General features: G+C 61.9%; 25 protein-coding genes. 4 read left to right on the top strand and 21 right to left on the bottom strand.

Annotated elements, in window-relative coordinates; genetic code table 11:
* Positions 1–5: 5 nt before the first annotated feature.
* From flgK to flgB, 10 genes are all read right to left on the bottom strand, one after another.
* On the bottom strand, positions 6–1,643 hold the full coding sequence (flgK, locus tag A9404_RS12680; RefSeq protein WP_197490359.1) for a flagellar hook-associated protein FlgK: 1,638 nt from the start codon (positions 1,641–1,643) through the stop codon (positions 6–8).
* Positions 1,644–1,744: 101 nt separating this feature from the next.
* Entirely contained in the window at positions 1,745–2,782 is a 1,038-nt protein-coding gene (gene flgJ / locus A9404_RS12675; RefSeq protein ID WP_066102308.1) for a flagellar assembly peptidoglycan hydrolase FlgJ, read from the bottom strand.
* Between the two features lie 20 nt (positions 2,783–2,802).
* A complete protein-coding gene (locus A9404_RS12670) occupies positions 2,803–3,915 on the bottom strand; it encodes a flagellar basal body P-ring protein FlgI (protein WP_066102304.1) in 1,113 nt (370 codons plus the stop codon).
* Positions 3,916–3,927: 12 nt separating this feature from the next.
* A complete protein-coding gene (flgH, locus tag A9404_RS12665) occupies positions 3,928–4,626 on the bottom strand; it encodes a flagellar basal body L-ring protein FlgH (RefSeq protein ID WP_066102301.1) in 699 nt (232 codons plus the stop codon).
* 30 nt (positions 4,627–4,656) lie between these two features.
* Positions 4,657–5,445 carry a flagellar basal-body rod protein FlgG gene (gene flgG / locus A9404_RS12660; protein ID WP_066102298.1) on the bottom strand — a complete coding sequence of 263 codons (789 nt, stop codon included), beginning with the start codon at positions 5,443–5,445 and terminating at the stop codon, positions 4,657–4,659.
* A gap of 10 nt (positions 5,446–5,455) precedes the next feature.
* Positions 5,456–6,199 carry a flagellar basal-body rod protein FlgF gene (flgF, locus tag A9404_RS12655; RefSeq protein WP_066102295.1) on the bottom strand — a complete coding sequence of 248 codons (744 nt, stop codon included), beginning with the start codon at positions 6,197–6,199 and terminating at the stop codon, positions 5,456–5,458.
* A 199-nt stretch (positions 6,200–6,398) separates the two neighbouring features.
* Positions 6,399–7,652 (bottom strand): flagellar hook protein FlgE, encoded by a 1,254-nt coding sequence (gene flgE, locus A9404_RS12650; protein ID WP_066102293.1) that lies wholly within the window; start codon positions 7,650–7,652, stop codon positions 6,399–6,401.
* A 54-nt stretch (positions 7,653–7,706) separates the two neighbouring features.
* Entirely contained in the window at positions 7,707–8,426 is a 720-nt protein-coding gene (locus tag A9404_RS12645) for a flagellar hook assembly protein FlgD (RefSeq protein ID WP_066102290.1), read from the bottom strand.
* A 12-nt stretch (positions 8,427–8,438) separates the two neighbouring features.
* Positions 8,439–8,840, bottom strand: coding sequence for a flagellar basal body rod protein FlgC (flgC, locus tag A9404_RS12640; protein WP_066102287.1), 402 nt, complete (start codon positions 8,838–8,840; stop codon positions 8,439–8,441).
* Between the two features lie 12 nt (positions 8,841–8,852).
* Positions 8,853–9,260, bottom strand: coding sequence for a flagellar basal body rod protein FlgB (flgB, locus tag A9404_RS12635; protein WP_082922973.1), 408 nt, complete (start codon positions 9,258–9,260; stop codon positions 8,853–8,855).
* Positions 9,261–9,464: 204 nt separating this feature from the next.
* Between flgB and A9404_RS12630 the strand changes: the two genes are divergently transcribed.
* The 3 genes from A9404_RS12630 to A9404_RS12620 all read left to right on the top strand — a co-directional run bounded on the left by A9404_RS12630 (position 9,465) and on the right by A9404_RS12620 (position 13,100).
* Complete coding sequence (locus A9404_RS12630) at positions 9,465–10,736, top strand: HlyC/CorC family transporter (RefSeq protein WP_066102281.1); 1,272 nt, start codon at positions 9,465–9,467, stop codon at positions 10,734–10,736.
* The gene (radA, locus tag A9404_RS12625) at positions 10,736–12,118 is read left to right on the top strand and encodes a DNA repair protein RadA (protein WP_066102278.1); all 1,383 of its coding nucleotides are present in this window, start codon (positions 10,736–10,738) and stop codon (positions 12,116–12,118) included. Before A9404_RS12630 ends, radA begins: the two co-directional genes overlap by 1 nt.
* Positions 12,119–12,233: 115 nt before the next feature.
* Positions 12,234–13,100, top strand: a complete 867-nt coding sequence (locus tag A9404_RS12620; RefSeq protein WP_066102275.1) for an AraC family transcriptional regulator — start codon at positions 12,234–12,236, stop codon at positions 13,098–13,100.
* A 137-nt stretch (positions 13,101–13,237) separates the two neighbouring features.
* On the opposite strand, the gene A9404_RS13685 is transcribed toward A9404_RS12620, so the two are convergent.
* Positions 13,238–13,369, bottom strand: a complete 132-nt coding sequence (locus A9404_RS13685) for a hypothetical protein (protein ID WP_257736801.1) — start codon at positions 13,367–13,369, stop codon at positions 13,238–13,240.
* Positions 13,370–13,596: 227 nt separating this feature from the next.
* Here A9404_RS13685 and A9404_RS12615 point away from each other — a divergent pair, with 227 nt between their 5' ends.
* Positions 13,597–14,025 (top strand): hypothetical protein, encoded by a 429-nt coding sequence (locus tag A9404_RS12615; protein ID WP_066102273.1) that lies wholly within the window; start codon positions 13,597–13,599, stop codon positions 14,023–14,025.
* Between the two features lie 34 nt (positions 14,026–14,059).
* Here the strand turns inward: A9404_RS12615 and A9404_RS12610 are convergent, their stop codons facing one another.
* The 10 genes from A9404_RS12610 to A9404_RS12565 form a co-directional block, all read right to left on the bottom strand.
* Positions 14,060–14,779 carry an electron transport complex subunit E gene (locus A9404_RS12610; protein ID WP_066102269.1) on the bottom strand — a complete coding sequence of 240 codons (720 nt, stop codon included), beginning with the start codon at positions 14,777–14,779 and terminating at the stop codon, positions 14,060–14,062.
* A complete protein-coding gene (locus A9404_RS12605; RefSeq protein ID WP_066102265.1) occupies positions 14,772–15,521 on the bottom strand; it encodes an RnfABCDGE type electron transport complex subunit G in 750 nt (249 codons plus the stop codon). The genes A9404_RS12610 and A9404_RS12605 overlap by 8 nt, the downstream gene beginning before the upstream one ends.
* Entirely contained in the window at positions 15,518–16,567 is a 1,050-nt protein-coding gene (locus tag A9404_RS12600; protein ID WP_066102263.1) for an RnfABCDGE type electron transport complex subunit D, read from the bottom strand. Before A9404_RS12600 ends, A9404_RS12605 begins: the two co-directional genes overlap by 4 nt.
* Positions 16,564–18,279, bottom strand: a complete 1,716-nt coding sequence (gene rsxC / locus A9404_RS12595) for an electron transport complex subunit RsxC (protein ID WP_066102261.1) — start codon at positions 18,277–18,279, stop codon at positions 16,564–16,566. The genes A9404_RS12600 and rsxC overlap by 4 nt, the downstream gene beginning before the upstream one ends.
* Entirely contained in the window at positions 18,272–18,922 is a 651-nt protein-coding gene (gene rsxB / locus A9404_RS12590) for an electron transport complex subunit RsxB (protein ID WP_082922972.1), read from the bottom strand. Before rsxB ends, rsxC begins: the two co-directional genes overlap by 8 nt.
* Complete coding sequence (rsxA, locus tag A9404_RS12585; protein ID WP_066102258.1) at positions 18,922–19,503, bottom strand: electron transport complex subunit RsxA; 582 nt, start codon at positions 19,501–19,503, stop codon at positions 18,922–18,924. The genes rsxB and rsxA overlap by 1 nt, the downstream gene beginning before the upstream one ends.
* Before the next feature lie 186 nt (positions 19,504–19,689).
* Positions 19,690–20,412 (bottom strand): DNA polymerase III subunit epsilon, encoded by a 723-nt coding sequence (dnaQ, locus tag A9404_RS12580; RefSeq protein WP_066102255.1) that lies wholly within the window; start codon positions 20,410–20,412, stop codon positions 19,690–19,692.
* Positions 20,409–20,894 (bottom strand): ribonuclease HI, encoded by a 486-nt coding sequence (gene rnhA / locus A9404_RS12575; protein ID WP_066103418.1) that lies wholly within the window; start codon positions 20,892–20,894, stop codon positions 20,409–20,411. The genes dnaQ and rnhA overlap by 4 nt, the downstream gene beginning before the upstream one ends.
* A gap of 45 nt (positions 20,895–20,939) precedes the next feature.
* Positions 20,940–21,761 (bottom strand): class I SAM-dependent methyltransferase, encoded by an 822-nt coding sequence (locus A9404_RS12570; RefSeq protein ID WP_066102253.1) that lies wholly within the window; start codon positions 21,759–21,761, stop codon positions 20,940–20,942.
* Complete coding sequence (locus A9404_RS12565; protein WP_066102250.1) at positions 21,761–22,999, bottom strand: MFS transporter; 1,239 nt, start codon at positions 22,997–22,999, stop codon at positions 21,761–21,763. Before A9404_RS12565 ends, A9404_RS12570 begins: the two co-directional genes overlap by 1 nt.
* Positions 23,000–23,001 lie beyond the last annotated feature (2 nt).

The following is a 23,001-nucleotide window of genomic DNA, read 5'->3' as shown; positions in this document are numbered from 1 at the left end:
TCTCCTTAGCGGAAGGCGGAAAGCAACGACTGGAACATCACATTCGATGAACTGATCGATTGCGACAGGGCCTGGTAGGCCTGCTGGTACTTCATCAGGTTGGCGGCCTCCTCATCCAGATTCACCCCGGAAACCGACTGTTGCTGCGCCGTCAAATTCTGCAGGGTCGTACTGGCCGCTTGCGCCGACAACTGGATCTGTCCCGCATAGGCGCCCGCCTGGCTCACGGCGGAACTGATGGTATCGGTCAGGCTGGAGCCATCGAGTGCACCTGCAGCGCTTTGTCCGACCAGCGTCGTGCTACCGAGATTGAACAGCGCCTGTATCTGCGTATTGTCGCGGGAATAGGCCGGCTGTCCGGCAGCCGCAGCGGCCACGCCCGAAGGGCTTTGCTGGACCACGCCGATTTTCCCGGCCGCACCCACGGTCGGCAGAATGTTCAACACGTCTCCGGATTGCGGTGCTCCTGAGAAGGTGACGTTCATCCCGGGGAGACTCAAGGTGCCGCCAGAGGCAACGGTCAGAGGCGCCGCGCCATTATCAGGCTGCGTGCGCACCTGCCAGTTAGCTCCGTCGAAACGCGCCTGATAGGTCTGCCCCGTCAACAACGTCGGATCCGTATAGGTACCGACGGCCGATCCGGTGCCCTGGTTGGTGGGCAGTGCGGTCGTCTGCGGCGCGAAGCCCGACACATCCGTAAACAGATTGGTGCCGGGATTGCCGTTGAGATCCACACCCGCCGTCTGATTCTGGTTGACCTGATCCGCCAGGACCAGCGCCGCCCGTCCCAGCTGATTGCGCAAGGGCGTGACCAACTGGCTCTGAGCCTGCAGCATCCCCCCCAGCGTACCGCCGGTCACACGGGAAGTGATATCCGCACCGCCCAGCGTGACGTTCAACCCCGACGGCAGATTGCCAACGCTAACCGTCGTTGCATGGTCGTTCAACACGAGGGACTGGCCACTGGCCAGGGTGAGGTTGATATTGCCCTGATTATCGCTGTTTGCCGTCACGTTGATCTGCTCGGAGATCTTGTTGATCAACAGATCCCGCTGGTCCATCAGATCATTGGGCGGCGCGTTGGGGTTGGTTGCCAACGCCTTGCTGATTTCCCCGTTGAGCGAGGCAATCTGCCCGGCATAGGTATTAATCTGACGGCCGATGTCCGAAGCCTGCTGACCGATCTGCGAATCCAGGTTCTGCAACTGGCTGTCGATCCGGTTGAATTCGTTGGTCAACGCCTGCGCCGAACCCAGGAAGGCCGACCGAGCGGTGGGATCGGTCGGATTGCTGGCGATGGCCTGCGTCGCATTGAAAAAGTCCTGCGTCTGCTGCGCGATGCCGGTGCTGGTATCCCCGAGCAGTTGTGTGGCTTGGCTCGTGAAGTCCTTCAGGAAGCTCAAGCGGTTGTTTTCCGAAGTTGCACTGTTGAGTTGACTGGTGATGAACTGGTCATAGCTCCGGGTGATTGAAGCCACCTGAACACCCGAGCCGACATAGCTCCCTTGCTGAAACTGCGGGGGCATCGTCGTCAGGTTCACTCTCTGGCGCGAATAACCCGGCGTATTGGCATTCGCCACATTATGGCCGGTCGTGGCCAAGGCCTGCTGCATGGCCAGCAGGCCGGTTACGGAATTACTCATCAAGTCTGGCATGGCCAAAACCTCTTTAGCGGGATACTCGAGCTATCGGCTCATTTCTGGAAAACTTTAGCACCAGATACCGAAAAGCCTACTGATTTTATTCAGGAAGCGGCGGACTCAGACGTCGCATCGGGGATCCGCCCCGAATGCATGATGGCAATCAGTTTATCCGCATACTGGGGATCCGTGGCATAACCCGCCTTTTGCAGGGCGCGCGCAAAGGCATCCGGATCCCCCTTGCTCGACAACGCCTGGCTGTAGCGCGGATTTTCCTGCAGAAACTGCACGAAATCGTTGAAGGAAGACGCGATGGAGTCGTATGCCCGGAATGCCGCCTTGCGCGTCACCATGGCGCCGCCTTCGAATTCCAGCGTATTCACCGTTTGCTGGGCGCCCTGCCAGGAGGGGTCCGCCTTGATCCCGAAAAAATTGTAATTCTGACGGCCTTGCGCATCGACAGGCAGGTGCTTGCCCCAACCCGTTTCCAGGGCGGACTGGGCCACCAGCACCTTGGCCGGAACCCCCAATTTCCGTGCGGCCGCCTGTGCATGCGGCATGATCGCGTCGACGAACGCCTCCGGCGAGTCCCAGTACTTCGGCGTCTGGGCGGTCGAAATCGGATTGACCGACGTACCGCCCGAACCGGGCGCCGTATCGCCGGAAGCGGTTGCTTCGGGGCCGGTCGGCGGACGGTGCAGGGCGAACGGGCGCAACGTCATGTCCCGAGGCGGCAACTTGAATGCGCGGGGCGGCGCATCCACCGGCTGACTGCTGGCGATGCTGGCATTGTGCAAGGGAAAAGCCATGCCCTGAGGGATGGCCGCCTGGCTGGAGGTATCCTGTCGCAGCTGCTGCTCGATCATCCTTGCCAGGCCGATTCCGCCGTGCGCCGCAATCTTCTGCGACACTTCCTGATCCATCATGCTCTGGAAGGTCTTGCTCTGTTCGCTGTCCAGCAATCCATTCTGCGGCGTGGCATCCCGCATGGACTTCATCATCATGTTGATGAACTGCGTTTCGAACTGATGCGCCACCGTTTTCAGCGCGGCACGCGGATCGTTCTTGGCGACCGACTGCAGTCGTGCCAATCCCTCGAAGTCGTTATAACTCGTGATGGCCGTACTTTGGTTGATGGTCATGACTTCCCCTCCTCCACCGATCAGATCACGATCAGTTGTGCCTTGAGCGCACCGGCACTTTTCAGCGCCTCGAGAATCGCGACAAGATCCGATGGCGATGCCCCGACTGCGTTCACCGCCTTGACGATATCGTTCAGGGTGACGCCGGGATTGAACAGGAATGCCCGCTTCTTGTCCTCCTTGACGCTCACCTGGGAATTCGGGGTCACGACGGTCTGCCCCTGGGAAAAAGGCGCCGGCTGCGAAACTTGGTTGTTTTCCTTGATGGTGACCGTCAGATCGCCATGAGAGACGGCAGCGGCCTCGATGCGCACATTCTGGCCGATCACCACCGTGCCGGTCCGGGCATTGACCACGACCTTGGCGGATCCCTCACCCGGCGTGACCTCGATGCCCTCCAGCACCGACATGAAACTCACGCGCTGGTTCGGATCCTGAGGCGCGCGCACACGAACCGTGCCGCCGTCCACCGCCTCGGCCACGCCCCCACCCAAAGCCCGGTTGATTGCCTGTTCCATGTGCTTAGCCGTCGTGAAGTCCGGCGAATTCAGATCCAGATAGACCGAGTTTGCCCCGCCCATCGAGCTGACCACGGAACGTTCTACCAACGCGCCGTTGGGGATCCGTCCCGCCGTCGGAATATTGACTGTGATCCTCGACCCGTCCTTCCCGGACGCATCCAGACCACCTACCAGCAGGCTGCCCTGAGCAATGGCGTAGATCTGTCCGTCAACACCTTTCAACGGCGTCATCAGCAACTCCCCACCGCGCAGGCTCTTGGCGTTGCCGATGGAGGATACCGTGACGTCGATCTGCTGCCCGGGCTTGGCAAAGGGCGGCAGATTGGCCGTGACCATCACCGCGGCCACGTTCTTCAGCTGCACGTTTCCGGCACTTGCGCTGGACAACCCCTGACGCGCCAGCATGTTCTGGATACTCTGCAGGGTAAACGGCACCTGGGTCGTCTGATCGCCCGTGCCGGGAAGACCGACCACGATCCCATAACCGATGATCTGATTGTTGCGAACACCGGCGAAGGTCGCCAGATCCTTGATGCGATCGGCCTGAGCGGTGCCGATGACACCCCAGGGCAACCCGATCGCGATCAGCAGAACAATGAGTGGATGACGCATGACGGGCCTCGCTTAGAACGGGAAGATCGGGCTGTTGAAGAAGCGTGCCAGCCAGCCCATGTTGTTGGCATCGTTGACGGCACCGCTGCCCCCGTAGGCGATATGGGCATCGGCAATCCGCGTGGAGATGACGGTGTTGTCCGGCGCGATGTCCTGCGGCCGGACCAGCCCGGAAAGCTTCACGTACTCCGTGCCCTGATTGATGCCGATGTACTTCTGACCCTGGATGAACAGGCTACCGTTGGCGTAGACACGGGCGACCGTCACGGTGATCTGACCACTGAGATTGTTCGTCTGCGCACTGGTACCGTCCCCCTTGAACGCATTGCTGCTGCTCAGGTTCCCGGTCAGTCGGGCAATGGCCGACGAGGTCAGCCCGAATACGGCAGGCGGCGTGATGGCGGTCGCCTGTGATTTGTTGGTGGCCGTGGTGGCGCTCTTGCTGCCATTCATGCTTTCCTGCAGCACCACCGTGAGAATGTCGCCGACCCGGTAAGGCCGCGCATCCACGAACATATTGTCCATCTGACCGGGCTGATAGATGGCGCCACTGGTTTGCATCGGGTTGTTCTGCGACTCTTCCGGCGGCATGACCACGGAAAAGGAAGGGTCCGGCTTGACGGGGGGCTGACTGGCGCATCCACCCAACCCCAGGGTCACCCCCCCCAGCATTACGGGCCCCAGGACCCAGACAAAACCGCTATTCTTCATCTCAAGCCTCCCCGGGTCACCCCAGGTGCATTACACGTTCTGATTCAACGTCTGCAACATGCTCGACGTTGTCGAAATCGCCTTGGAGTTCATCTCATAGGCACGCTGCGTCTCGATCATGCTGACGAGTTCCTCGACCACGTTGACGTTCGAGCTTTCCAGCATGCCCTGCTGCATCGCACCAACCCCGTTCAGTCCCGGCGTGCTGGTCTGGGCCGCGCCGCTCGAACCCGACTCGAGGAACAGGTTGTCGCCGATCGGCTGCAGGCCGGCCGGATTCACGAAATCGGCCAGGTTGATCGTACCGACCTGCGTGGGCTGGGCCTGACCGGCCAGCTGCACGCTGACGGTACCGTCGCTGCCCACGGTGATCGACTGCGCGCCTTGCGGAATCGTGATCGCCGGCTGCAACGCCAAACCGTTGGCGGTCACGACCTGACCATTGCTGTTCAGACTGAAACTGCCGTCCCGCGTGTAAGCGACGGAACCGTCCGGTTGCAGCACCTGAAAGAAGCCGCGACCGTTGATGGCAAGATCCAGCGCATTGTTGGTCGTCACGAGATTGCCCTGCGTATGGTTTTTCTCCGTGGCGACGACTTTCACACCCGTACCGATGTTCAGACCGGTCGGCACCTCGTTCTGTTGCGTGTTGGCCGAGCCGACCTGACGGTAGTTCTGATAGATCAGGTCCTCGAAGACGGCCCGATCCTGCTTGAACCCGGTCGTGTTCACGTTGGCAAGGTTGTTGGAAATGACCGACATGCGGGTTTGCTGCGCATCGAGGCCGGTTTTCGCGATCCAAAGAGCTGGCGTCGTCATGGTTCAATCCTCAGCTGAATTGCAATAATTTGTCGGCATTGGCGCTATCCTCGCCTGCCGTCTTGATCATCTTGGTCTGCATCTCGAACAGTCGTCCGTACTCGATCATCTTCACCATGGCATCGACGGCATTCACATTGCTGCCTTCGAGTACCCCACTGGCGACCTGGATCGTGGCATCCGGCTGCGGCGCCGGCGTATTGGGCTTCAGACCGAACAGTCCGTCGGCACGTTTTTCAAGCGCGGTGGCCGGCGGATTGACGAGACGGATACGATCGATCTGCGCAGGCGCATTTGGTGTGCCGCCCAAAGGAATGATGGAAATCGTACCGTCGGCCAGAATATCGATCCGATTGGCCGGTGGAATGGCGATCGGTCCCTGGTTGCCCATCACGGGATCCCCCTCGGCCGTTTGCAACTGCCCGTTGGGCGATACATGCAGATCGCCGCGACGCGTATAGGCCACGGAGCCGTCAGGGGCTTGAACCGCGATGAATCCCTGTCCCTTGAGGGCGATATCGAGATCGCGGCCTGTGGTCATCAGAGGGCCCGGCTGGAAATCGGTACCGGTACGGACATCCTGGGCATAGACACGGCTGGCATAGGTCGGGCCATACACCGGGAGCGAGGTATAGGCATCCAGGTCGGCCTTGAACCCCTGCGTGTTCACGTTGGCCAGATTGTTGGCGTTGGTGGCCTGTGCCAACAGGGTCTGCTTGGCGCCACTCATGGCGATATAGGCAAGACGATCCATGACCGACTCCTCGTACTATCATTGAGATAGTGTTGAATAAGCACCGATCGTGCCAAATCAAACAAACCGCATCAGGACGCCATTATTCAGATCTGAGCTCCCAAATAGATGGCGATACGCCAAATTTTCGACGCCGGCACCAGCCATGAAAAAAGCGGGCCGAGGCCCGCTTTCCGAAAACTACCAAAGGCAGTGAACATCACCGGATATTGATCACCGCATCGGTCGCCGTCTTGTCCGTCTGAATCGCCTGTGCGTTCGCCTGGAAATTCCGCTGAGCGGTAATCAGGTTGACGAGCTGTTGAGTCAGATCCACGTTGGACTGCTCCAGCGCGCCCCCCTGAATGGCACCGAACGAACCCGTTCCCGGCTGCCCCACCGTCGGGCTGCCCGAATCCACGGTCTCGGCCCAGGAGTTGTTGCCGACCTGCTTGAGTGCCTGAGGATCGCTGAAATTGACCAACGCCACCATGCCCAGGGCTACCGACTGGCCATTGGTATAACTGGCCTGAATCAGGCCGTTGCTGCCTACGGAAATCCCCGTGAGCTGTCCGGTCGTATTCCCGTTTTGCGACTGGGCCGCCATGTTGAACGGCGCATTATATTGAGTGGAATCGCCCTGGCTCTGCACATTGATACTCAAGGGTGCGGCCCCCGTACCCAGGCTGGCCGCCGTGGCCGTGACCGTGAACGGTGCAGGCGTCGCGGGCAGTTGGCCATTCGCATTGAAGGTCAGGGTGGACGGCCCCTGGATCGGTGTCTGCGTATCGATCTGGTAATACAGGTTCCACTCGTTAGGATTGGCCGTCTTGACGTAATAGCTCGTCAGCGTGTGCGTATTGCCCAGGGAATCGTAGACCTGCTGCGAGTTGGCCTGGGTGTAGGATGCCGGATCCGGTGTCGCCTGGGTAGGATCGAAGGCCACCGTGGGCGCCGTCGCACTGGCAGGCAGGTTGAAGGACTGGGTGACGGTCGTCGTAGCCTGGGGTGCGCCGGCGGCCACGGGGAGCTGAATGGGCTTTGCACTGGCGAGAGACGTCGACTGCAGGGTCCCATTTGCATTCACCGGGAGCGCCTTGAGGAACTGCCCTGCCGTATTGACGATGAACCCGTCCTTGTTCACGCCCAGAGCACCGGCACGCGAATAGACCGACTGCTGGCTGTCGAGCGTCGGTTGGAAAGAGAAGAATCCCTGACCGGAAATTGCCAGATCCAGCGAGTTGTTGGTGAACTGCAGACTGCCCTGGGTGAATTGCTGCTGAACGGCCTCGGTGAGCACGCCCTGCCCGGTCGCGGTCTTGCTGTTGCCATAGGCGCTCACGGCGTAAATATCGCCGAACTGGGCACGGGACTGCTTGAAACCGGTCGAGTTGGCGTTGGCAATGTTGTTGCTGGTCACGTCCAGGTCTTTCTGGGCGGCATTCAGCCCCGTGATGGAAGTATTGAAGGACATCGCGTTGTCTCCTTATTCTTGATCAAGAATACTGGGATGAATCATTAAAAAATACTAGTTGAGAATCTGCACGACATCCGAAAGCTGTGCCGAAGGCAGCCCGCCGGCCAGATTCAGTTTCGGACCATTCGACGACACACCGACACTATCGATGACCGCCCCCACATAGGTTTGCGCCGCCACGCCCTTGCCATCCACCGTCGCACTGGCCGTGACCTTGTAGGTTCCGGCCGGGGCGGTGCTGCCATCGGGCAACAGACCATTCCAGGCAAAGGTGGGTTGCGCCGACCCCGTGATCGGCACGGATTGCGTGTTGACCACCTGACCATTCGCATTCGTGATGGTGACCTTCAAATCCGTGGCCCCCGTCGGTACGTCGACGGCGCCCAGCAATCCGGACGTCTGTTGGGCTCCGGTCGAGGACGTCGATGTCGACACGTACGCCGACCCACCCTTGACGATGGCGGCCTTGCCGACCAGGGATGCGGCCTGCATGATCTGGTTGGACTGCACGGAGGTCTGGAACCCACTGACGGTCGTATTGAGCTGGTTGATCCCCTGCAGGGCACTGAATTGCGCCAGCTGGGCGACCATCTGACTGTTGTCGGTCGGGTTCGTCGGATCCTGGTTCTGCAGCTGCGTCGTCAGCAGCTTCATGAAGCTGTTCATATCCAGGGTTTGCGCCCCGCCGCCCGTCGTACCGTTGGTGGCGGTCGATGCGGCCAGTCCGAGCGCGGCATAGGGATTATTGGTCACCGAATTCGTGGTAGTCATGGTCTTGACCTCTTACTGACCGAGTTGCAACGTACGTAACGCCAGATTTTTGGCGGTATCCATCACCTGCACGTTCGTCTGATAGGAGCGGGACGCCGACAACATATTGACCATCTCCTCCACCGGGTTCACGTTCGATGAATACACATAACCGTCCTTGTTCGCCAGGGGGTTGCCGGGCTGGTACAGGGCGGGGTTTGTGGCATTGCTCTGGGTGATGCCCATCACGCGCACCCCGACCCCGCCATTCTGCTCAAGAACCTGCTGGAATACGGGTTCGCGGGCCTTGTAGGCATCTTCGGGCTTGGTGGCCACGGAATTGGCGTTGGCCATGTTGGACGCCGTGGCATTCAACCGCAGCGACTGGGCGGACATGGCGGAACTCGCCACATTGAAAATCGAGAACAAGCTCATGGGTCAGGCCTCCTATTGCCCGGTCAGGGCCGAGTTGATGCCTTTGATTCGGCTGTTGAGAAAATTGAGTGTCGTCTGATAGGCCACCGCATTCTCGGTGAATCGCACACGCTCGCGCTCCATATCCACCGTGTTTCCGTCCAGCGCCGGCTGATCCGGAATGCGGTACATTTCCTTCGCCCCATCGATCGAACCGGCCGCCGTCAACTGTCCCGGCGCATCGCGCTTGAGCGCCAGCGGCTGATCCACGCCCCCCTGCCCGACCGGTCCGGCCGCCGCACGCAGGGCATCCCCGAACGAGAGATCCCGCGCCTTGTATTCCGGCGTATCGGCATTGGCGATATTCGAGGACAGGACGCCCATCCGCTGCGAGCGGTAGGTCAAGGCCAACCCGTGAATCCCAAAAATTTGATCCGTCATGACTGATAACCTCCTCAGCATTGATGGATGTATCCCTAGCCATATCCGTGCCAACATCGGAAACGGATTCCTGACGCCCGCGCATAAATCCCCCTCCTGCGAGATCATTCACCTCGATCAGTGAACGAGCAGTCGGGAAAACTTTCTTTTATCGCGAAAATTTGCGTACACTTGGCTTCGGTTTCACTACCCATAGAACGCTCATTGAACGAGATCCATCTTGGCGTCCTGATCGCTGCGCTCATCGTCCTCATTCTGGTGTCGGCCTTTTTCTCGAGTTCAGAAACCGCACTGATTTCTCTGAACCGATACCGGCTTCGCCACCTGGCCAAACGAGGGCATGGCGGTGCCGTGCGTGCCCAGAAACTGCTGGAACAGCCGGATCGGCTGATCGGCCTGATTCTGCTGGGCAACAACTTTGCCAATATTCTGGCGTCCTCGATCGCGACCGTCATTGGTCTGCGCGTGTTCGGCGACAGCGGGATCGCCGTCGCCACCGGCATCATGACCTTCGCCCTGCTCATCTTTGCCGAAGTGGCGCCCAAAACGGCCGCCGCGATCTCGCCGGAACGCATCGCCTGGCCGGCTGCCTACTTCTTCTCCTTCGTCATGCGGTTCATGTCGCCGTTGATCCGCCTGATCAACCTGCTGGCCAACAGTCTGCTGTTCGTTCTGGGGTTCAACACGCGTGCGGGGGCGGTTCAGGGCCTGTCCACCGCGGAGTTGCAGACCATCGTGCGCGAATCCAGTCACCATCTGCCGGAACAAAACCAGAGTCTGTTGCTTTCGGTGCTGGAACTCGAACAGGCCCGGGTCGAAGACATCATGATCCCGCGGGCGGAAATCTTCGGCATCGACATCGACGTTCCCTGGGACGAGGTGCTCAATCAGCTCCGGAGTTCGCCCTACAGCCGGATCCCCGTGTTTCACGGTTCCGTGGAACACACCGTCGGCATCATCAACGTACGTCGGCTGTTCGCCCCGCTGATGGACAACTCCCTCACCAAGAGCCAGCTCAAGCGGCTGTTGCGGGAACCCTATTACGTCCCCGAAGGCACGCCGTTGACGACGCAGTTGCTGAATTTCCAGACGGAAAACCGTCGTTCTGCCCTGGTGGTGGACGAATACGGCGACGTGCTGGGCATGGTCACCCTGGAAGACATCCTCGAGGAAATCGTGGGGGATTTCACCACGGACCCGGAATCGGACGTCGAGGGCATCAGTCGCCAGGAAGACGGCAGCTATCTCCTCCGCGGGAACGTGCCGATCCGGGAGATCAACCGGGAACTGGCCATCGAATTGCCGACCCAGGAAGCCAGCACCCTGAACGGCCTGATCATCGAGCAGCTTGAAACCCTGCCCACCGTCGGCGCGGTCATCGAACCGGACGGCGTGCAGATCGAAGTGCTCAGCGTACGCAAGCGTGCGGTCGAAATGGCACGCTTGACCTTCAAGATGGAATCCGGCGCTTCCTGATGGCGCGGGCGAAGGAAAAATCCGCCTTCGTCTGCCAGGAATGCGGTGCCGACTTCCCCAAATGGGCGGGACGCTGCAGCGAATGCGGGGCCTGGAACAGTCTCACGGAAATTCGTATACCCAATGCGCCCGCCGGCGCACGCAACGAGCGTGCGGCCGGCTATGCCGGCGGCAGTCCCCAGGTCACGATCCTGTCGGAGGTGCGCATCAGCGAAACGCCCCGGGAGACGACCGGCCTCGACGAACTCGACCGCGTCCTGGGTGGCGGCCTCGTTCCGGGGTCGGTCGTCCTGATCGGCGGCGATCCCGGCATCGGCAAATCCACCCTGCTGCTGCAAACCCTGCTGACCCTGCAGGCGAACATGCCCTGCCTGTACGTCACCGGCGAGGAATCCCTCCAGCAGGTCGCCCTGCGGGCACAGCGCCTGGGGGTCGATCTCGCGGGCAAGGAAGGCCAGCTCACGCTGATGAGCGAAACCTCGGTCGAATCGATCCTTGCCCATTGCGCCCGGCAACTGCCACGCCTGCTCGTCGTGGATTCCATCCAGACCCTGCATACGGAAGGGCTCACCGCCGCGCCCGGCTCGGTATCCCAGCTGCGCGAAGGCACGGCCCAACTGGTCCGCTTCGCCAAGCGCCACGACGTCACGATCTTCATCGTGGGTCACGTCACCAAGGAAGGCGCCTTGGCCGGTCCGCGCGTGCTGGAGCATATGGTCGATACCGTCCTGTACTTCGAAGGCGATCCGGGCGCGCGTTTCCGCGTGATCCGGGCCGTCAAGAACCGCTTCGGCGCCGCCAACGAGATCGGCGTCTTCGCGATGACGGACCGTGGCCTCAAACCCGTCAGCAATCCGTCCGCCATTTTTTTGTCACGTCATGAGCAACCTGTCGCGGGCAGCGTGATCACCGTGACGCGCGAGGGCACGCGCCCCCTGCTTGTCGAAGTGCAGGCACTGGTAGCCGAGCACCCGGGCGGCAATCCCCGGCGGCTCACGGTCGGCCTGGAGCAGAACCGTCTGGCGATGCTGCTGGCCGTGCTGCATCGGCACGGCCAGATCGCCCTCTACGATCAAGATGTCTTTCTGAATGTGGTCGGCGGCGTGCGCGTCGGCGAAACCGCGGCGGATCTACCCAGCCTGCTCGCCGTGCTGTCGAGCTTCCGAAACCGCCCGCTGCCCGAGGGACTCGTCGTCTTCGGCGAAGTCGGGCTTGCTGGCGAGATTCGCCCGGTCAGCGGCGGTCCGGAACGCTTGGCCGAAGCCGCCAAGCACGGGATGACCCATGCCATCGTCCCCAAGGCCAACCTGCCGGGTCGACCGATCGACGGCTTGACCATCACGCCCGTCAGCCACCTCAATCAAGCACTGGACCTTATCTAGGTCGACCGAGCTAGGTCGTCGATCATCGAGCGACCGGACAATCCCGCAATTCCGGTCAGGACACAGTCTATCGACAGCCGTCATAGTACCGATCGAACCGAGGAGGGAACGCAGTGTGAACAACGCAGGCGCAGGCACCTACAACGAACGATTCGCCAAGGTACTCGACTACATCGACAGGAATCTGGATGCGGATTTGTCCGTAGCGCATCTCAGCGAAGTGGCCAATCTGTCCAAATTCCATTTTCATCGGGTGTTTTCCAGCCACACGGGCGTCAATGTCCACCACTACGTCCAATTGATGAGACTGAAGCGAGCGTCGTACCAACTCGTATTCGGTGGCGACCTGCGCATCATCGACATTGCGCTGGATGCCGGGTTCGAAAACCCGGAGTCCTTCTCCCGTGCCTTCAAACGCGTGTTCGACCAGACCCCATCCCGGTTCAAGAAATCGCCTGCCTGGAAACCCTGGTGGGCGCAATTTCAGATCAACACGCCGGAGAGACCGCAGAACATGAATGTATCAATTGTCGATTTTGAGGAAACCCGAATTGCCGCCCTGGAGCACCGGGGCGACCCCGAGCTGCTGAACGACTCCGTGATGCGCTTCATCGAATGGCGCAAGCAGAGCGGCTTGTCACCCGTCCGAAGCAGCCATACGTTCGGTATCGCCTACGACAACCCCCAGACGACCCCGCCGGACGAATTCCGTTTCGATATCTGCGGGTCGGTGAATACCGAGATTCCCGACAACGGCTTCGGCGTGATCAACCGGATCATTCCAGGCGGCCGCTGCGCGCGAATCCGTCATGAGGGCAGTCATCAGGGCATCGGCGCCCGTGCAATCTATCTATACCGCAACTGGCTTCCGGAGAGCGGCGAGGCCCTACGCGACTTTCCGCTCTTTTTCCATTACCTCAATCTCGTGCCCGACGTGGATGAGCACGAACTCATTACCGATCTTTATCTCCCCCTGCGGTAGTTCCACCGGCCAAGCGTTGGCAACAGCAGAAAAACAAAAAGCCCGGACGTTCGTCCGGGCTTCGCGTGTGATAAAACTTAACAGCGTGCCGTGCAGGGACACCTGAAAAGCCGCATCACCCTGCGGCACGGGGATGATCAATGAAGGTGTTTTTCCTTCATTGCCTTGCCGGACTTGTACCAGAACCACAGGAACACATACGTCGGAACAGCGATAATGCCAACCATGGCGATGATCGAGATATCTAAAATCTGAGATTCAATGCTCATACTGAACTTCTCCCGTCAAACCCCCCAAAAAACATGGGGTGGTTCAAGCACTGTATCCAGAAGAAAAATCCTGTCAAGCCAATAAGTTACTGATTAGTTTCGTTATAAGCATCCTGAAAAAATCTATGATGCCATGGGCTCCACGGAAGCATCGAACAAGGGAGGCGTCCACACGCCATACTCAGTGAAAGCGCGCCGCCCATTGGTCACGCGGAGGAAAGACGAAGATGTATGAATTCTGTTTCTTGACCAGGGATCGGGGCGTGAACTTCATCGCCCGGATCGAAGCCTTGGGTCTCGTCGTCACCAGTCGCCCGGATCCGATCAACGAAGACGTCACGATCGTCGCCATCCCCGACGACATCGACGACGAGCTGCTCGACCGGATCGAAGCGTGGTACGAGGCGGACATTGAGGAAAACGAGGCTGCGGCCCGGGCCGAGGACGCCGAGGACGAATTCCGTTCGGCGGGCATCTGGGTGCCCTTGAGCTCAGGAGAAAGCAGCCTGGCACGCATCGATCCGGCCCTGATGAACCGCCTGCTGGCCGCGCTGACACCGGATGAACTGACGACCTTCGTGACCGCCATTGCACAGGCGGTCGAAAACCCGGACCAGCAGCCGCTTTGCGTACGGACCACCGAGCGTCAGGGATAGTCCCCGGGAAGGCACACCCGGCGAACCGAACGGCTCAGAATAGCGCTGCCTCGACAGCGGGGGCTTCGCCAGCGGCACGCTCCTGGCGTTGCGCCTCTCGCTGGCGTTGACGCACCTCCTGATGGCGTTCCAACGCCTGCTTGAGCGCGATCAGCACCGCCAGCGCCATGAATGCGCCCGGCGGGAGGATCGCGAGCAGGAAGTTCGCCTGCTCAGGCAGGATGTGCAGCGTCCAATGAGCGGCCACCGGCCCGAACAGCTGGTCTGCATTGGCGAACAGCGTGCCGAACCCCAGCACTTCCCGGATTGCGCCCAGGGCGATCAATACGAGACCGAATCCCAGCCCCATCATCAGACCGTCGTAAAGCGCAGGCGCCAGCCGATTGCGGGCGGCAAAACCTTCCACCCGCGCAATCACGATGCAGTTGGTCACGATCAGCGGCAGGAAAATGCCCAGTGCATGATAGAGCGTGGTCATGTAGGCATTCATGAGCAGCTCGATCACCGTCACCACCGAGGCGACCACCATGACGAAGACGGGCAACCGCACTTCGGGACGCACCCAATGGCGGATGGCCGAAGCCAGGCCGTTGGACACCACCATGGTCAGGATCGTCGCCAGGGCGAGACCCAGCGCATTCACCACCGTGGTGGAAATGGCCATCATCGGGCACATGCCGAGAATCTGTACGAGGCCCGGGTTGTTCTTCCACAGCCCCTGTATCGTCAACTCGCGGTAGGAAACATCACTCATGGGCACTCCTGGATTCGTCGTGTGTCATGGGCGGCTCAGCGGTGGTCGGCTTACCGTCCGGCGCAAACAGCAGGGCATGATGCTTCTGAACATAGGCCAGAACCTGATGGATTGCGCCGACCACCGCACGCGGCGTGATGGTCGCCCCGGTGAACTGATCGAAGACCCCGCCGTCCTTTTTCACCGCCCAGCCCTTGGCACCGGGGTCGTTCAGACTCTTGCCCGTGAACTCGAAGATCCAGGGCGATTTGGCGGGTTCGATCTTGTCGCCCAATCCCGGCGTTTCGTTCTGTCGGGTGACCCGAACGCCGGTCACCGTACCGGCACGATCGACCCCGACAATCAGCTTGATGTCCCCGCTGTAGCCGTAGTGGGTGATGACCGGCAGCACGACTGCAGTGACCGTACCCTTCAGGGTTGCCCGGAAACCGACGATGCCGGCTTCCGTCGCGTCTTCCAGCCGTTCAGCCGCCGATTCGTCTTCGTGCTTCAACCTGGGCAGATTCAGCTCGGCCGGATCCGGCAACAGGAACGCGGCGTCGGCGGGGTCATTGTCGTACTGCCCCTTGGGAAGCACGGCACTGACCTGGGCACGCAGCACGGCCAGGGCGGCTTCGGCAATCCGGTCACGCGTCCCCTCCTCCGTCACGGCCACAAGCCCCACACCGACGATGGAGAACCCGGCCAGCAGCAGGGCCGTGATCACGATCCGGCTGCGATCCAATCTCAACAGGCGCTTCATGACTGCTTACCCGACGCTTTGTGACCAAACACCCGGGGCTGGGTGTAATAGTCGATGAGCGGCACGCACAGGTTCATCAGCAACACGGCGAAAGCCACCCCGTCGGGATAGTTGCCGAAACTGCGAATCAGCACGGTGAGCACGCCGATGCCAAAGCCGAAAATGAGACGGCCACGGGGCGTCGTCGAAGCCGTCACCGGATCGGTGGCCACGAAAAACGCCCCGAAGATCGCGGCCCCCGACACGAGGTGGAACAGGGGCGAGGCATGGGTCTGCGGATCGATCAGCCAGAGTAAGCCCGACATGAACGCCACGCCCGTAAGGACGGCGACCGGAATATGCCAGCGGATCACCCCCCGCCAGAGCATGAATGCACCGCCAAGCAGGAAGGCGCCCGCCAGCCAGAGATTCCAGGAGCGTTCGAGTCCGGCCCCGCCAAGCACACTCTGGGTCGCGGCATGGATGGGCGCACCGGCCATGATCTGCTCGCGCATGTGGTCCAGCGGCGTGGCCACGCTCAGGCCGTCGTAACCGACGCCGGTAGGCAGGCTGCCCGTGAACGACCAGGCAAGGCTCTGCGCGAAGTTCAGTGCCGAACCGCCGACATCGATCGCCGGCCCCCAGCGCGTCATCGGTTCCGGGAAGGAAATCAGCAGCACCACGTAACCGACCATCGCCGGGTTGAAGAGATTGAAGCCGAGGCCGCCGTACAGCTGCTTGGCCACGACGACGGCAAAGGCCGCACCGAACACCGGCAACCACCAGGGACCGAGATTGGGCAGGCACAGGGCAAAAATCCAGGCAAGCACGACCACTGAACCGTCGGTGATCGCCGGGCGCACCGGCCGCTTGCGCAGCCACAACATCGACGACTCGGCGACGAGACCGGTCGCCACCGCCAGCAGCACATTGATGAGCACCCCCCAACCCAGCAGCACCGTGGCAGCGATCGTACCGGGCACCAGCGCCAGCCAGACCGTCAGCATGACCCGTTGGACGCTGTTGAAACCTGCAGACAAAGGGCGGGATTGCGTCCCAAATTTCATATCTGTTCACTCTCGTCGGAGGGATCATCGGATGACGGCACGGGTGCGGATCGTTGCGCTTCCAGCGCGGCGCGGCGCGCCTTGGCCCGGGCGCGCGCCGCTTCTACCGCGGAATCGAGCTGCGACCCGTCCGGGGTCTGGCCGGGTTGATAGGTACCGAACGCCGTTTCATCTGTCTTTGCGGCCGCACGCGCGCCTTTCGACGCGGCATCGGTCGAGGGTTCCGCCTTGGCCACGCGGGCCGTCTTGGCCTCCAGCGCCTGACGCTTCTTGTTCAGGGCCGCTTCGCGTTCGGCCTTCTGCCGCTCCAGTCGTTCCTTGCGGAATTCGAAGCGATCCCGGGCCACAGTCGCCTTGGTCTTTTCCCGCTCCTGGGCCCAGACTTCGGTCTTGGCAAAGCGGTAATACTCGACCAGCGGGATGTGCGACGGACAAACCGCCGAGCAGACGCCGCACTCGATGCAGTCGAACAGGTGATAGGCCACGGCCCGCTCGAACTGGCGTGAGCGCGCATACCAGTAGAGCTGTTGCGGCAGCAGATCCGCCGGACAGGACTCGGCACACAGGCTGCAGCGGATGCAGGGCTGTGGAACCGGCTCCGCGGGCCGATCCTCGGGACGCAGCGCCAACAGGCAATTGGTTGCCTTGACCACGGGCACGGCATCGTCAGGCAGGGCAAACCCCATCATCGGCCCGCCCATGATCAACCGATCGACGCCCGCCTGGTAACCGCCGGCCGCCGTAATGACGTCACTCATCAGCGTGCCGATCCGCACCCGGAAATTCTCCGGCTGGCGCACGCCCCCCCCCGTCACCGTCAACAACCGGTCGATCACCGGCTTCCCGTGCACCACGGCCTGATGGACCGACGCGGCCGTTCCGACATTCAGGCAGATCAGGCCGTATTCCATGGCCCGACGATCGCGCGGCACCTCGATGCCGGTCAGCATCCGGATCAATTGCTTCTCCCCGCCCGCCGGATAGCGCGTAGGCACGGAGACCACGGTGAATCGCGGATCGTGGGCCGCCGCGGCGCTCATGGCCGCCAGCGCCTCGGGCTTGTTGTCCTCGATGCCGACCAGACATTGCTCCGCCCCCAGCATGTGCAGGGCGATCTGCGCCCCGGCGATGATCTCTGCCGGGGACTCGCGCATCAGGCGATCGTCGCAGGTGATGTAGGGTTCACACTCTGCCCCATTGAGCACCAGGGTTCTGACGGCGGCGGCACCCGTGGCCAGTTTCGCGGCCGTGGGAAATACGGCGCCACCCAGCCCGACCACCCCGGATTCGCGCAGACGGGTACGCAACTCCGCCGGGGAACGGGTGGCGTAGTCCGGCCAGGGGTTGGGCATGTCCGCCCAGCGGTCGGCCCCATCGGCCACCAGCTGGATCGACGGCGCGGCAAGTCCGCCCGGATGCGGAATCAGATGATCGTCGATGGCCACCACCATGCCGGAAGTCGGCGCATGGATCGTGGCCGAGATGAAATCGGTCGCCTGCGCCAGCACCTGCCCCTTGCCGACCTGATCGCCGACCTTGACCACCGGTCGTGCCGGAGCTCCGATGTGCATGTGCAGCGGCAGAACGTATCGGGCCATCAAAGGCAGATCGACGACGGCACGATCCCGAGTCAGATCCTTGTTTTCCGGCGGGTGGATGCCGCCGTGGAAATCAAAGGCGGCCGTTGTGACGTTCGCGGCAGAATCAGACATGCGCCGACTCCGACGGGGGGTTTTCCTGAGCGGGTACCTGCTCGTCCATCGGGCGCTTTTCGTGGCCTTGCACATGACCTGCCATCCCGTCGGATGCGACCGGCAGCGCGGAAACCGGCAAGGGAAAGCGATAATCGTCCACGCCCGCCGCCACGGGGATCATGTCGATGCAGTCGACGGGACAGGGCGCAATGCAGAGCTCGCAACCCGTGCACTCGGCGGCGATCACGGTGTGCATCTGCTTGGCGGCGCCGAGGATGGCATCGACGGGACAGGCCTGGATGCACTTGGTACAGCCGATGCAGACGTCCTCGTCGATCACCGCCACGAGCGGGACTTCCTTCGCAGTACCGTTATCGGCATTCAGCGGTTTGGGCTCGACGCCCAGGAGATCGGCCAGATTCTTGATCGTGGTCTCGCCACCGGGCGGACACTGGTTGATGTCCGCCGCACCGGAGGCAATCGCCTCGGCGTAGGGTCGACAACCCGGGAAACCGCACTGACCGCACTGGGTCTGCGGCAGGATCGCATCGATCTTCTCTGCCAGGGGATTTCCCTCGACATGGAACCACTGCGCCGCGACACCGAGCACGATGCCGAAGGCCAGCGCGAGCCCCGCCGAAACCAGAATCGCCGTCAGCATCAGCCCTTCACCATCCCGGCAAAGCCCATGAAGCCCAACGCCATCAGGCCCGCCGTGATCAGGGCAATCGGCACACCCTCGAAGGCCAGGGGTACGTCAGCGGCATTCACGCGCTCGCGCAGGGCGGAGAACAGGATCAGTACCATCGAAAAGCCGAGGGAAGCCCCGAACCCATACAGTGCGGATTCGGTGAAATTGTGCGCCTGCTGCACGTTCAGCAGGGCGACGCCCAGCACCGCACAGTTCGTGGTGATCAACGGCAGGTAGATGCCCAGCACGTTGTGCAGCAGCGGGCTTGTCTTGCGCACCACCATCTCGGTGAAGTTGACGACGACCGCGATCACCACGATGAACATGATGGTGCGCAGGTACGCCAGCCCCAGCGGTTCGAGCAGATAGGTTTCGGTCAGGTAGCTGGCAATGGCCGAGAGGGTCAGCACGAAGGTCGTGGCCAGGGACATGCCGATTGCGGTTTCGATTTTCTTGGACACGCCGAAGAATGGGCACAGGCCAAGAAACTTCACCAGCACGAAGTTGTTGACGAGCACCGTGCTAATCAAAATCAGGACATATTCAGTCACGCAGACACCTCGGCCGGTTCAACGCCCCCGCTGTTTCAGGAACCTCATTGATGGAAAGTGCGCGGCAGCGACGGCAATCTGCAGAAGCCCACTGCCAGGAGATGTTCATTATAGGCGATCGGTTTATATTTACCTATCGCCCTGCCGACACCCAGAAACCTTGAAATGCGGCGGGCCGGCGGCGGATCAGCCGGGCCAGACGCGCGGCGTGCCGTCGGTACCCAGTTTTTCCATCCAGGCCGCATGCGCCTCGGCTTCCGCCGCATCGGCGGCGATCACCCGCAACGGCGGCCGATCGGCCGGCAGGCGGAGGATGCGGGCAGCCGTATCGGCCTGATCCGTATCTCCTGATGCATCGCCGTCGGCATCGAAGGACAGCGTCTTCTGGCCGCCCGTAATGGCAAGGTAGACGTCGGCGAGGATTTCGGAGTCCAGCAAGGCGCCATGCAGCGTACGGGCGCTGTTGTCGATGCTGTAGCGACGGCACAGGGCATCCAGGCTGTTGCGCTGACCGGGATGCTTCTGCCGGGCCAGTGCCAGCGAATCGACGATGTTCGGCACGTAGTCCGACAAACGACCGCGCGCAGGCAGACGCTCGAGTTCGGCATTGATGAAGCCCACGTCGAACTCGGCATTGTGGATGATCAGCTCACCGTCCTGGATGAAGGCGAGGAACTCGTCGACGACATCGGCGAATTTCGGCTTGTCGGAGAGAAACACGTCATCCAGACCGTGGACCGCCAAGGCCCCGGGGTCGACGGGCCGCTCGGGATTCAGGTAGACATGGTAATGACGCCCCGTGACCCGCCGGCCGACCATTTCCACCGCGCCGATCTCCACCAGCCGATGGCCTTCCGTGACGGGCATGCCCGTGGTTTCGGTATCCAGGATGATCTGTCGTTCGCTCATGGCTGCACTCCACAACGATTATCGATGCCGCGATTGGCCAGCTCGTCCGCCCGCTCGTTCTCGGCATGGCCGGCATGGCCCTTGATCCAGTGCCAATGCATCTCGTGACGCCGGGCCGCCTGATCGAGGCGCTCCCAGAGATCGGCGTTCTTGACCGGTTGACCGTCGGCGCGGCGCCAGTTGCGCTTACGCCAGTTGGGCAGCCACTCGAGCATGCCCTGTCGCACGTATTGGGAATCGGTCGTCAGATGCACGCGACAGGGACGCTTCAGCGTTTCCAGGGCAACGATGGCCGCCAGCAGTTCCATCCGGTTGTTGGTGGTATGGGCCTCGCCGCCACAGAGTTCCCGCTCGTGACCGCCATAACGCAGCAAGGCGCCCCAACCGCCCCGGCCGGGATTCCCCTTGCAGGCACCATCGGTCCACACGTGGACTTCGGTCAAGGGGGCATTTGTCGCGGATGCATCCGCCTCTGCGGTCATCGGTGTCGAAAAGTCGTTCATTGAGTTCCTGTTACGCTGCTGATTCTACCGGGTCTTCGGCCATGTCTTGAGGCGGGCACCCGCGGTCGTCGAACCCGCCACCTGGGATCCGGCCTTCTGCGGCATCAGTTCACGGAACCGGAAGGCCGGGCGGATCGCGGTCGGGGTGCTTTCCCGCCGGGTCGCATCAATCACGTAGAACCCATGCAGAAACCACGCCCAGCGCAGACTCCAATCCCGCAGCGGGCGAAAACGCTCATAGCGCCGCACGTGGCAGGTCGGGCAGAGTCCGCCCACATGCTCCACGGCATTGATTTCGTAACCCAGCACCCGCAACCAGTCCACGAGCCGCCAGGCCGCATGCCGGTGCCCGCGCAGCAGCGGGGCATAACAGCTCCGCCCCAGCAAACGCGCCACCGGGAACAGGCTGACCGGGTTGACCCCGACGATCATCAGCCGCCCCTCGGGGCGGACGATCCGATCCATCTCGCGCAGGAGATCGTGGGGCTGACGCAGATTTTCCAGCACATGCAGGGCGATGACCAGATCCGCCGCCTCGCTGGCGATCGGCAGGGCCGTGAAATCCGCCACCAACCCGGCACCGGGATATTCGTTGCCCGCGCCCGGCGCAGGGCCGCCCATCGCCGCCACCGACGGGCTCACCTGGGTGACATGGCGAATCCGCAGACGCGTGCCGAGGGGGAGCGTCGCACCCATCACCACCGCGTGATAACCAAAGGCATCCTCGGCACGGCGGGCGAGACACTGGGTCAGATCCCGGCCGACCCGAGCACCGATGGGCGTTTGATACCAGGCCGAGATCGACGCGATCGCCGAAGGCGCGGATCGATTCACGAAAGTGGCCATCAGCCAACGACCTCCCCAGACACTTCGTCATCGGGACGGACCCGCGCCACCAGCCTGCGACAGAAACCGAGCAGAACCAGGGCCATCAGGGTGACCAGGGTCATGACCAGAAACGCCGCGCGCGGGCCCATCTGAACCCACAACCAACCGGCCAACAACAGCCCCAATGCCGCGCCGCCGCCATAACTGAACCCCGACAACACCGCCTGCCCCCTGGCTTGCGCTCGCCCCGTGAAATGTTCATGAATCGTGGCAACCCCGATGGCGTGCGTCAAGCCGAAGCTGGCCGCATGCAGCAGCTGGGCGAGCAGCAGCCAGGCCAACGAATCGACGAGCGTGCCGATCATGATCCAGCGCAAAGCCATCAGCAGAAGCGCGATTGCGAGCAGAATCACGACGGAAACCCGCCGCATGAATTTGGGCAACACGAAGAACAGCACGATCTCCGCCACCACGCCCAAGGCCCAGAGCAGGCCGATCACGCCGGTCGAATATCCGTGCTGGGCGAGATAGATACTGAAAAAGGCGTAGTAGACGCCATGCGCCACGTTGATCAGGAATTGCATCAGCAGGAAGCCGAACAACGCCGGCTGACGGAACTGATGCCAGAAATCCGCCGTCAGGCGCGGCGCCTGATGCGGCGCGGCGGGCTGGTGCGCCGGTTCCGGCATGCGACTGAGCAGCAGCGCCATACCCAGCAGGCACACGAGCAGGAGGCCGATCAAAAGCACCGACTGCTGCGCCTTGGGTGTGCTGTCGAGCAGCCAGCCGAATCCCACAGCCGAAACGATGAATCCGATCGACCCCCAGGCCCTGAGCGCCGAATAGACATGGCTCCGACCCACCACGAGACGCAGGGTCAGCACGTCGAGCTGCGACAGGATCGGTTGCCAGACAAGTCCGAACACCCCAAGCACGACCAGCCACCACACAAAGGAAGCCTGCGTCGCCACCAGCACGCCAACCAGCCCGGCCAGCAGGGTCGCCAGCCAGGACATGCTGCGCAGCACGGGCATCAAGCGGTTGCTGTGATCGATCCACCAGCCCAGCAGCGGCGGCGCCACGATCTTGGCGGCCATGATCGCCGCGAGCAGTTGCCCGACCTGTTCGGGGCGAAACCCCTGAGCGAGCAGAAAGGGACTGAAATACGGCAGAAAAATCCCGTAACCCAGAAAATAGACGAACAGCGTCAACCGCATCGCGGTCAGGGAATCGGCGGGCCAGGACGATTCGCGCACCG

Source organism: Halothiobacillus diazotrophicus, assembly GCF_001663815.1.
Classification (GTDB): Bacteria; Pseudomonadota; Gammaproteobacteria; order Halothiobacillales; family Halothiobacillaceae; genus Halothiobacillus; species Halothiobacillus diazotrophicus.
Note: the sequence above shows the minus strand (reverse complement) of the source record. Positions and strands in the feature narration are given on the sequence as shown.